This is a genomic window from Stenotrophomonas sp. 2694 (assembly GCF_040548715.1).
Lineage (GTDB): Bacteria > Pseudomonadota > Gammaproteobacteria > Xanthomonadales > Xanthomonadaceae > Stenotrophomonas > Stenotrophomonas indicatrix.
This window is the reverse complement of the sequence record NZ_JBEPSG010000007.1, coordinates 216,970-227,031: the sequence shown is the minus strand read 5'-3', so window position 1 is coordinate 227,031 and position 10,062 is coordinate 216,970. Positions and strand designations below refer to the sequence as shown.

Sequence of the window (10,062 nt, the reverse complement as noted above, 5' to 3'; positions counted from 1 at the left end):
CGAGATCCAGGCTTACACGGCGGCCCACGCCGGCTCTCGACACCTACGTTGCCAGATTCCAATCAGATAAGGCTTGGCCGCGGCATCCATGCCGCGGACACCCCCGCGAACCCAACCCGACCGCCCTCTGACAGATTTCTGCGGTCTGCCACCCACGGAAAAGAAAAAGAAGATCAAAAGCAAAAACGGCCTGGCCGGCCGTTTCCTGTAGAGCCGAGCCCATGCTCGGCTCTATACGAGCAAGCGCAGCGCGCGACCCGCTTCTGCTGTTCTTTTTCTCCTCCGTGGCTGGACGCGCCCGGAAACTGTCAGGGGTCGGGCAGGTGGGTTGCGCAGGGGCGTGAGCCGCATGGATGCGGCGACCGAGCTTACAGGGACGTACTTGCAGCGGCCCCTGCGCAACCCACCTGCCCGGCCCAATCACATGAATCGCATTTCGCGCCCCACCCACGAGGGGCTGCGCCGTTGGCTGGAATCTACGGCCACCAGCCGTGCCCGAACCGCGCGTAATGATCGGCCGCACGCTCGAACGGATTGCGCGCACTGACACCACCACACAGCAGATACACCGGCAGGTACAGCGGCCCCAGCACCAGATACTGGTACACGTGCGCACGCTCATGGTCATCCAGCCGGATCAACGGCTCCACGCCCCACCCCGCCTGATGCGCGTAAGTACGGCAGCACATGCCCAGATCGTGGCCGGTGTGCAGGATCACGTTGCCCAGGGTGATCGCTCCGCCCGGGCCCCAGGGCCAGTGATCGAAAACCACCGCGCAATCACGACCACTCCAGCGCATCTTCGCACCACCCAGCAACCCGGCCAGACCGCCAAGCAGGCCGATCAGGGTATTGGGCACGGTCCACAGCGCGCCCAGCACCTGCAGCGCGCGCAGCCAGATCGGCCAGGGCCGGGACGCGGTGTTCAATCCGCCTCGTTGGGGATCAGCAGCCACAGCAGCAGGTAGACCAGGATGCCGGGGAAGGCGGCCGACGCCAGCGAGACCACCACGTACAGCACCCGTACCAGGGTCGGGTTCCAGCCGAAACGATGGGCGATGCCGCCCATCACCCCGGCAATCATGCGGTCGTTCAGCGAGCGCGACAGGGTGCGCGGCACAGCGTTCATGGCGAGGTCTCCCGGCTGACTGGCTGTTGCCACTGTAGCGCCTGCAATGTCTACGGCGTGCGTTGGCGCAAGGCCTGCAGGCGGGCGCCGAACCACACCGCGGAGGTCTGTTCGGGCTGGCCGGGGCAGCGGATCCGATACGCCTTGCCACTCATGCTGCTCTGACTCGCGGCACGCTCGATGAACTGCTCGGCGGTGTCGACCATGTCTTTCTTCAGCAGGTAGTCGTACTTGCGCTGCAGGTGGGAACGCGCATCGGCGGGACCGTACCAGCTGCCATTGCGCTGGAACTGGCACTGGGAGCCATCCAGGCTTCCGATCAACTGCGCGATCTCGCGGCGCGCATCGGCGCTCGGCGCAGCGCTGGCGACGCCGGGCGCAAGGGCCAGAGCAAGCGCGAGCAGAGGGGAATGTTTCATGGCGTGCGTTCCTTCAGCCAGTTGTCGATGGTCGCCGGCACTTCGCGCTGTGCGCGGCCGGAGACGTAGATGCCGATATGCCCACCGCGGAAACTGGATTCGGTGTAGTCCTGCGTGCCCAGCCGGCCACGCATCGCGCGCGATGCATCCGGTGGCACCAGATGATCCTGTTCGGCGTAGATGTTCAGCACCGGCAGGGTCACCTGCGACAGATCCACCGCCTCTTCGCCGATGCGCACGGTGCCGTTGACCAGGCCGTTGCCCTGGTAGAACTGCTTGATGAACTCGCGGAAGGCTTCACCCGCGAGGTCCGGCGAGTCGAAGATCCACTTTTCCATGCGCAGGAAATCCTCCAGCGCGGCCTTGTCATCGAGGATGTCGAGCAGGCCCACGTACTTCTGCACGTTCAGGCGGAATGGCTTGAGCATCAGGTAGCTGGCATTCATCAGATCGGCCGGGATGTTGCCCAGCGTATCCACCAGCAGATCCACATCCACCTGCTGGGCCCAGTGCGACAACATGTTGTCGGCGGTCTGGAAATCGACCGGGGTGACCATGGTGATCAGGTTGCCCAGCTTCTGCCGCCGCAGTGCGGCGTAGCACAGGGCGAACACGCCGCCCTGGCAGATTCCCAGCATGTCGACCGGGCCTCCACTGCGTGCGCGCAGCGCATCCACCGCGCCATCGATGTAGCGCAGCAGATAGTCCTCGAGCGTCTGGTAGCGTTCGGAACGGTCCGGATAACCCCAGTCCAGCACATAGACGTCCTGGCCCAAGGCCAGCAGCTTCTGCACCAGCGACCGATCGGCCTGCAGGTCCACCATGTACGGGCGGTTGACCAGTGCGTACACGATCAGCAGCGGTGTGCGACGCACCGGCGCGTTCTCGCCGACGAAGCGATACAGCACCACTTTGCCATCGCGCCAGACTTCCTCGCGGGCGGTGGCGCCATAGTCGACATCCTCCACCTGCGGCAGCAGCTTCAACCCTTCCATCAGCTTGCGCTGCATGGCCAGGGTCTCCTGCATCAAGTCATCGGCATTGAAGCCCAGCGGTCCTTTCATGGCTTACGACTTCCGCGTGGTCGCGCGGGTGGCGGCCTTCTTCGCTGGCGCTTTCTTCGCAGCAGGCTTCTTCGCTGCAGCCTTCTTCGCTGCAGGCTTGCGCGCGACGGGCTTGACCCTGGCAGGCGCTGGCTGGGCAACCGGATCGACGGCATCGGTACCGGCAAGCGCCGCCACCTGTGCCTGCACCCGGCGCAGGCTGCGCTCGAGCTCGGCAATGCGACGGTGGGCGGCATCCATCTCGCTGCGGGTGGGCAGGCCGATGCGTTCACTCATCTGTTCAACCTCGCGCTGCAGGCCTGCGCGCAGGCGCATCTGTGCGTTGCCCAGCGAGGCATACACCTGCTGGAACGGCTCGGACATGGCGACCTTGGCGTAGGCCTCCTCGGCGACTTCAATCCACAGATCGAACATCGCCCGGGCGCTGGTCAGCTGGCTGCCGGGCTGCTCGTGTTCGGCCAAGCGCTGTTCGAACAGGTCGAACGCCTCTTCCAGTGCCTGCTTGATCTGCTCGACATAAGCCTGCGAATGCTGCTGGTACTCCTCCTGCGCGCGCAGCAGGGCCTGCCACCGCGCCTGGTGCTCGCGGCCGGGCCCGAACGCCGGGCTCTGCAGCCACGGGCCAGCCAGCGTCTGCAACTGCTGGAACCACGCCGTGAACTCGGGCGGAGCAGCGTCCACACGGGTGCTGCCGCGGGCCCCCTGCAGCATCCACTGCAGCATGCCGTCGCCCTGCCCCTTCACCGCTTCACGCCAGGCCTGGGCAACCTCGGCACTGCTGGCATCGCGGCCCGCAAAGCGTGCAGCGACTTCCTGCATGGTGCCGTACCAGCTGCCAGCTTGATCGCGGAACCGCCGCACTGCCTCTTCGGGCGCGGCAGCACCGGTCCCGGGCAGCAGTTGGCCCCACCAGTCGAACAGGCGCTTCCAGCTGCCCGGGTCGTCGCCAGCCGGGGTTCCCGGCACGGCTGCATGGCGCAAGGCATCAGCCCAGGCGCCGAAGTACTGGCGGGCCAGATTTTCGAAATCGCTGCTGCCGGCGTCGTTGGCCGAGCTGGTCATCGCGCTCCTCCGCAGGGCTGGGTCATGGCTTGGGAATGCGCAGGGTCTTGCTGATCATCAGCGACCCGGACAACGCGAACAGCAGCACCAACGGATGCAGCTGCCAAGGGCCAATCTGCCACTGGCCCAGCCACAGGTCGTGGCCGATGGCATCGGTGCCGGCGGCGATCGCCAGCACGATCACCAGCGCCAGGCTGGTGGGAATCGGCGTTCCCTCGAAGTACTTCACCTTGCCTTCGTCACCGCTCATCGCCTCGGCGGTTACGTTGTAGCGAGCCAAGCGGCTGACGCCGCAGCAGACGAAGTAGCTCAGCACCAGCCAGTCCCAGCCCCCCTGCATGCCACAGGCATAGGCCAGCGCTGCGGGCGCGACCCCAAAGGAAATGACGTCCGACAGCGAGTCGAGCTCGCGGCCCAGGGTCGAACTGGATTTGCGCCAGCGCGCGATGCGGCCGTCCAATGCGTCGAAAATGAAAGCCAGCGGGATCAGCGCCATGCCGAACAGCAGGTAGCCGCGCTCGCCATCCTGCAGGAAACGCATTGCGGCAAACACCGCGCCGGTGCCGCAGAAAGCGTTGGCGAGGGTGAACCAGTCCGCCAGATGGAACTCGCGCAGCATCGAGAAGTGACGTTTCATGAAGTCTCACGGGGCATCAAGGCCCACAGGGTACCGCGAGCGCCGCCACCGGCAACAGCGTGGGCTGCCCCTGTCCTTCACCCGTCACTCACCGATCCTCACCGGCGGTGAATTTTTCGCCACCCATCTTGACAGCCTAGGGGGGTGGCGCCTGTCAGCGCTTATCCACAAAGTTGCCCACGCGTAATCCACACCCCCTGTGGACAACTGGTTCTCACCGACTGCGACGCTGGACATTTCCTCATCACCACAAGCCGGGGTTTCCCTACTTCCCAAGCCGATCCGCCAGCGCTATGGTCTGCGGCGGACCCGCCGCCGCCACGTCCGACTCCTTACCGACGGACGATGTTGATGCTGGATGCACGCACCCTGGCCGCGCAGTTGCGGCAGCCCCATGGCGAGGCCGCGCTGGCCGTGGGCGAATCGATGAACCGCAGCAACGACGCCCTCAACCAGGCGGCGATCGCACTGCTGGCCGTCGCTGCCGGAGAGCAGGTGCTGGAAATCGGTCCTGGCAACGCCGCCTTTGCGCCGCTGCTGCTGCAGGCCAGTGGCAGTCGCTACGTGGGTGTCGAGCTGTCCAGTGCCATGGTCGACGCCGGCAACCAGCACCTTGCCGCCAGCGGCCTGGCTGGCCGTGCCGCGCTGCGCGAGGGTGATGCCCATGCCCTGCCCCTGGCTGATGCCAGCGTCGATGCTGCGCTGGCGGTCAACACCCTGTACTTCTGGCCGGACCTGGCACCGGTACTGGATGAACTGGCACGGGTGCTGCATCGCGGCGGCCGGCTATGCCTGGCCTTCGGCGATGCCGGATTCATGCGCAGCCTGCCCTTTGCCGCCGACTTTGAGCTGCATGAGCTGGACGCAGTGGAGCTGGCGCTGCGGGTGTCCGGCTTCACCGTCACGGCATGGCGCTCGCATCGCGAAAGCACGGCCGGCAATGACGGCCAGCAGCGGGAAAAGCACTTCCACCTGCTGCTGGCGCGCCGGCGCTGAAGCTCTCCCCGCCGGGCATGGCCCGGCGCTACCGAGGCTGCGCCGGATGGTAGCGCCGGACCATGTCCGGCGAGCGCAGCGGCCCCCGGAATGCCTCACAGCCGGCTGAAGGACCAGCTCTGCATGCGACCATCCCGGTAAGGCATCACCCCGTGGAACGGGCGCGGATCGGCATCGAACACCAGCGGCAGGAAGTTGCGGTCGCCCTCCCACATCGGCAGCTGGTCCAGCTTGTCCACGTCCACCCACTCCAGGGTGCCTTCATGGTTGCCGCCGTGCGGGGCACCCTCGAAGCTGTCGATGACGAACACGAAACCGAACCAGTCCTCACCGTGCTTGCCGAAACCCGGCCAGCTGATGGTGCCGCGCAGGCGCATGGCCGTGCAGTCGATACCGGCTTCCTCGGCGATTTCGCGGCGCATGCCGGCGGCGATGTCCTCGGTCGGCTCGACCTTGCCGCCCAGGCCGTTGTACTTGCCCAGATGGTGGTCGCCCGGCCGGGTATTGCGGTGGATCATCAGCACCTGGCGGCGATCGGGCGAGAGCACGTAGCCCAGGGTGGCGACGATCGGGGTATACGGCATGTGCGGGTCCGGCGGCGGGTCAGCCGTGGATTATGGCCGATCAACGCACCAGCGACAGGCGACGGTCGCCGGCACCCACGGCGTTGCCGTCAGGGTCACGACGCAGGGTGGCCACGCCATGGCCGCGTTCTGCCAGGTATTCCAGCCATTTGCCGAGGAAGGTGTTCATCCGCATGCGATGGCTGATCAGCTCGGCCGGCGGTGGGTACAGGCCCATCGTGTCCTGCCAGCGGCGGCCGACGTAGCAGTGGGTGGTCTCGGCTTGGCGCGCGTCCCGGTACAGGCGGACAAAGGCCGATGGGTCCGGTTCACCGGTCACCGGGTCGGCCAGGTCATAGGTCAGGCGCAGCTCGACCGTGTAGCGGTGGCACTCGATCACGTCCAGGCGCACGTCCAGGCCATCGCCCAACGAAGAGACATAGCTTCCCGCCACCAGCTCGGCCGGCGCGAACAGGCGCACCAGGTGACGGTAGTTCTCTGCGTACAGCCCCATGAGCCAGCTCAGCCGGCTCAGGCGGGGAATGCGCTCGGTACGGGGCAATGCTCGGGCCATGGGTTGATCCTACACGTTGGCCCTTCAACGTGGGGACTGATCGGCCCCGGCCAAAGGGGCCCTGTATCGACCAACGGTCGATACCCACCGCGCAGGTGGGCCACGACTGTGGCTCGTAGCGCCCCGTCAACCGCGCAGATGGGCCACGACCGTTGGTCGTGGCGCCCCCGTCAATACAGTTCGCGCTGCAGCCCCAGCGTGCCGAGCACCTTGCTGGAGATCTCCTCGATCGAGGTATGGGTGGTGCTGAGGGTCGGGATGCGTTCCATCTGGAACATGACCTCCGCCGCCGCCACCTCGCGCTTGCAGGTGTCCAGGTTGGCGTAGCGCGAATTGGGCCGGCGCTCCTGGCGGATCTGCTGCAGGCGGTCCGGGTCGATGGTCAGGCCGAACAGCTTGCGCCGGTAGTTGCGCAGGCGGGGCGGCAGGCGGTCGCTCTCCAGATCCTCGTCGGTCAACGGGTAGTTGGCCGCGCGCACCCCGTAATGCAGGGCCAGGTAGATGCAGGTAGGCGTCTTGCCCGCCCGCGACACCGCCACCAGGATCACGTCGGCGTCGTCGTAATTGACCGCGATGCCATCGTCATGGGTCAGCGCGAAGTTCATCGCGTTGATGCGCCGGTGGTAGGTGTCGAAGTCGACCATGCCGTGGGCCTGGCCGACCCGGTTCAGGCGCGAGCTGGACAGTTCGCGCTCCAGCGGCTCGATGAACGGGGCGAACACATCCAGCATCAGCGCCCCGCTTTCGGCCAGGATCAGGCTCAGGCTCTGGTCCACGCAGGAGTTCACCACGATCGGTCGGACCTGGTAGCGCTCCCCCGCCGCCTGGATCCGGGCACAGGCTTCGCGGGCTTTTTCGGGGTCATCGACAAATGACATCCGGTCGGTAATGAAGCTGAACCCGGAGAACTGGGTCAGCAGGCTATGCCCAATGGTTTCAGCGGTGATACCGGTTCCATCGGAAACGTAGAACACCGGACGGATGGTCGACATGCGCGCATTTACCCCCTACGAAGCCTAAAAGGGCCGCCAACACAAGCTTGTGCCGACGGTGGTCTGCCCGGCATCATATCGGCTTCTTCCTACGGACGCGGCCATCAAAGCCCGCCTCGGGCGATGGCCAAACGGAGCATCGCGCTTGAACGAGAACATCCTGTGGTTGCACGAACTGCGTCTGGCCGACCTGGCCCGCGTAGGCGGCAAGAATTCCTCGCTGGGCGAGATGATCGGCAACCTTGCCGGTCTGGGCGTCTCCGTTCCGGGGGGCTACGCGACCACGTCTGAAGCCTTCAAGGACTTCATCGCGCACAACGACCTGTCCAAGCGCATCTTCGACAAGCTGGCCACGCTGGACGTCGAGGACGTCAACGCGCTGACCGCAGCCGGCAAGGAAATCCGCGGCTGGGTGATCGATGCACCGCTGCAGCCGCAGCTGGACCAGGACATCCGCACTGCCTACGCCAAGCTGAGCGCCGACAACGGCGGCGGCGACGTGGCCGTGGCCGTGCGCTCCTCGGCCACCGCCGAAGATCTGCCCGATGCCTCCTTCGCCGGCCAGCAGGAAACCTTCCTCAACGTCACCGGTGCCGACGATGTCGTGCACAAGGTCAAGGAAGTGTTCGCCTCGCTGTACAACGACCGTGCCATCGCTTACCGCGTGCACCACGGCTTCAAGCACGAGGACGTGTTCCTGTCCGCAGGCGTGCAGCTGATGGTGCGTTCGGGCGTGGGCGCGTCCGGCGTACTGTTCACCCTGGACACCGAATCCGGCTTCCGCGACGTGGTGTTCGTCACCTCCTCGTTCGGCCTGGGCGAAATGGTCGTGCAGGGCGCGGTCAACCCCGACGAGTTCTACGTCTACAAGCCCACCCTGCAGGCCGGCAAGCCGGCGATCCTGCGCCGCTCGCTCGGCAGCAAGGCGATCCGCATGGTGTACTCGGATGTCCCCGGCGAGCGCGTCAGGATCGAGGACACCCCGGCCGAACTGCGCACCACCTTCTCGATCAACGATGAAGACGTGGCCGAACTGTCGCGCCAGGCGCTGACCATCGAAAAGCACTACGGCCGCCCGATGGACATCGAGTGGGCCAAGGACGGTGTCAGCGGCAAGCTGTTCATCGTGCAGGCGCGCCCGGAGACCGTGAAGTCGCGCAGCCATGCCACCCAGATCGAGCGTTTCGCGCTGACCGAGAAGGGCGGCAACGTTCTCGCCGAAGGCCGCGCCGTGGGCGCCAAGATCGGTGCCGGCGTGGCGCGCGTGGTGAAGACGCTGGAAGACATGAACCGCGTACAGCCGGGCGACGTGCTGATCGCCGACATGACCGATCCCGATTGGGAGCCGGTGATGAAGCGTGCCTCGGCGATCGTGACCAACCGCGGCGGCCGTACCTGCCACGCGGCGATCATCGCGCGCGAGCTGGGCGTGCCGGCCGTGGTCGGTTCGGGCAATGCCACCAAGGTCATCGAGGATGGCCAGCTGGTCACCGTCAGCTGCGCTGAAGGCGATACCGGCTTCATCTACGAAGGCAAGCTCGGCTTCGAGCGCACCACCACTGATCTGGGCAACATGCCGCCGGCACCGTTGAAGATCATGATGAACGTGGCCAACCCGGAACGTGCCTTCGACTTCGGCCAGCTGCCGAACGCGGGCATCGGCCTGGCGCGCCTGGAAATGATCATCGCCAGCCACATCGGCATCCACCCCAACGCGCTGCTGGAATACGACCGCCAGGATGCGGCGACGAAGAAGAAGATCGACGAGAAGATCGCCGGTTATTCCGACCCGGTCGGCTTCTACGTGGACCGTCTGGCCGAAGGCATCGCCACCCTGACTGCTTCGGTCGCGCCAAACCCGGTGATCGTGCGACTGTCGGACTTCAAGTCCAACGAGTACGCCAACCTGATCGGCGGCAGCAACTACGAGCCGCACGAAGAGAACCCGATGATCGGCTTCCGCGGCGCCAGCCGTTACGTCGATCCGAGCTTCTCGGCCGCCTTCGCACTGGAGTGCAAGGCCGTGCTGCGCGTGCGCAACGAGATGGGCCTGGACAACCTGTGGGTCATGATCCCGTTCGTGCGCACCCTGGAAGAAGGCCGCAAGGTCGTCCAGGTGCTCGAACAGAATGGCCTCAAGCAGGGCGAGAACGGCCTGAAGATCATCATGATGTGCGAAGTGCCGTCCAACGCACTGCTCGCCGATGAGTTCCTGGAGATCTTCGACGGCTTCTCGATCGGTTCCAACGACCTGACCCAGCTGACCCTCGGCCTGGACCGCGATTCGTCGATCGTGGCGCACCTGTTCGATGAGCGGAACCCGGCGGTGAAGAAGCTGCTGTCGATGGCGATCAAGTCGGCACGGGCCAAGGGCAAGTACGTCGGCATCTGCGGCCAGGGCCCGTCCGATCATCCGGATCTGGCCGAATGGCTGATGCAGGAAGGCATCGAGTCGGTGTCCTTGAATCCGGATACTGTGGTCGATACCTGGTTGCGCTTGGCCAAGTTGAAGGCCAAAGGTTGACCTGTTGACGTGTGATGGCTGACGTCGCTTTCATCGACGCCTGCCCATACTGAAGCTGCACGCAAGCCCCGCCTCTGCGGGGCTTGCTGTTTCTGGCGTCCG

Annotated in this window: 11 protein-coding genes; 2 read left to right on the top strand and 9 right to left on the bottom strand. The window is 65.7% G+C overall.

Features of this window, described 5'->3' with window-relative positions; all coding sequences use genetic code 11:
• Positions 1-476: 476 nt before the first annotated feature.
• Genes ABIA73_RS11540 through ABIA73_RS11515 form a run of 6 tightly spaced genes read right to left on the bottom strand, consistent with a single transcriptional unit; the run spans position 477 to position 4,311 of the window.
• Complete coding sequence (locus ABIA73_RS11540) at positions 477-929, bottom strand: hypothetical protein (protein WP_025879253.1); 453 nt, start codon at positions 927-929, stop codon at positions 477-479.
• Complete coding sequence (locus ABIA73_RS11535) at positions 926-1,129, bottom strand: PspC domain-containing protein (protein ID WP_025879254.1); 204 nt, start codon at positions 1,127-1,129, stop codon at positions 926-928. Before ABIA73_RS11535 ends, ABIA73_RS11540 begins: the two co-directional genes overlap by 4 nt.
• Positions 1,130-1,179: 50 nt before the next feature.
• Positions 1,180-1,548 carry a YfeK family protein gene (locus tag ABIA73_RS11530; protein WP_059064467.1) on the bottom strand — a complete coding sequence of 123 codons (369 nt, stop codon included), beginning with the start codon at positions 1,546-1,548 and terminating at the stop codon, positions 1,180-1,182.
• Positions 1,545-2,612 carry a class III poly(R)-hydroxyalkanoic acid synthase subunit PhaC gene (locus tag ABIA73_RS11525; RefSeq protein WP_088100207.1) on the bottom strand — a complete coding sequence of 356 codons (1,068 nt, stop codon included), beginning with the start codon at positions 2,610-2,612 and terminating at the stop codon, positions 1,545-1,547. Before ABIA73_RS11525 ends, ABIA73_RS11530 begins: the two co-directional genes overlap by 4 nt.
• 3 nt (positions 2,613-2,615) lie before the next feature.
• Entirely contained in the window at positions 2,616-3,674 is a 1,059-nt protein-coding gene (gene phaE / locus ABIA73_RS11520) for a class III poly(R)-hydroxyalkanoic acid synthase subunit PhaE (RefSeq protein WP_218787686.1), read from the bottom strand.
• Between the two features lie 22 nt (positions 3,675-3,696).
• Positions 3,697-4,311 carry a CDP-alcohol phosphatidyltransferase family protein gene (locus ABIA73_RS11515; RefSeq protein ID WP_025879258.1) on the bottom strand — a complete coding sequence of 205 codons (615 nt, stop codon included), beginning with the start codon at positions 4,309-4,311 and terminating at the stop codon, positions 3,697-3,699.
• 345 nt (positions 4,312-4,656) lie between these two features.
• On the opposite strand from ABIA73_RS11515, the gene ABIA73_RS11510 reads away from it, so the two are divergent.
• Positions 4,657-5,307, top strand: a complete 651-nt coding sequence (locus tag ABIA73_RS11510; RefSeq protein WP_354275821.1) for a class I SAM-dependent methyltransferase — start codon at positions 4,657-4,659, stop codon at positions 5,305-5,307.
• Between the two features lie 95 nt (positions 5,308-5,402).
• Here the strand turns inward: ABIA73_RS11510 and ABIA73_RS11505 are convergent, their stop codons facing one another.
• From ABIA73_RS11505 to ppsR, 3 genes are all read right to left on the bottom strand, one after another.
• The gene (locus tag ABIA73_RS11505) at positions 5,403-5,891 is read right to left on the bottom strand and encodes an NUDIX hydrolase (RefSeq protein ID WP_080148528.1); all 489 of its coding nucleotides are present in this window, start codon (positions 5,889-5,891) and stop codon (positions 5,403-5,405) included.
• Positions 5,892-5,931: 40 nt separating this feature from the next.
• Positions 5,932-6,444 carry a DUF1249 domain-containing protein gene (locus tag ABIA73_RS11500; protein WP_354275820.1) on the bottom strand — a complete coding sequence of 171 codons (513 nt, stop codon included), beginning with the start codon at positions 6,442-6,444 and terminating at the stop codon, positions 5,932-5,934.
• Between the two features lie 170 nt (positions 6,445-6,614).
• Positions 6,615-7,436 (bottom strand): posphoenolpyruvate synthetase regulatory kinase/phosphorylase PpsR, encoded by an 822-nt coding sequence (ppsR, locus tag ABIA73_RS11495; protein ID WP_025879262.1) that lies wholly within the window; start codon positions 7,434-7,436, stop codon positions 6,615-6,617.
• Between the two features lie 145 nt (positions 7,437-7,581).
• On the opposite strand from ppsR, the gene ppsA reads away from it, so the two are divergent.
• On the top strand, positions 7,582-9,960 hold the full coding sequence (gene ppsA, locus ABIA73_RS11490) for a phosphoenolpyruvate synthase (RefSeq protein WP_025879263.1): 2,379 nt from the start codon (positions 7,582-7,584) through the stop codon (positions 9,958-9,960).
• Positions 9,961-10,062 lie beyond the last annotated feature (102 nt).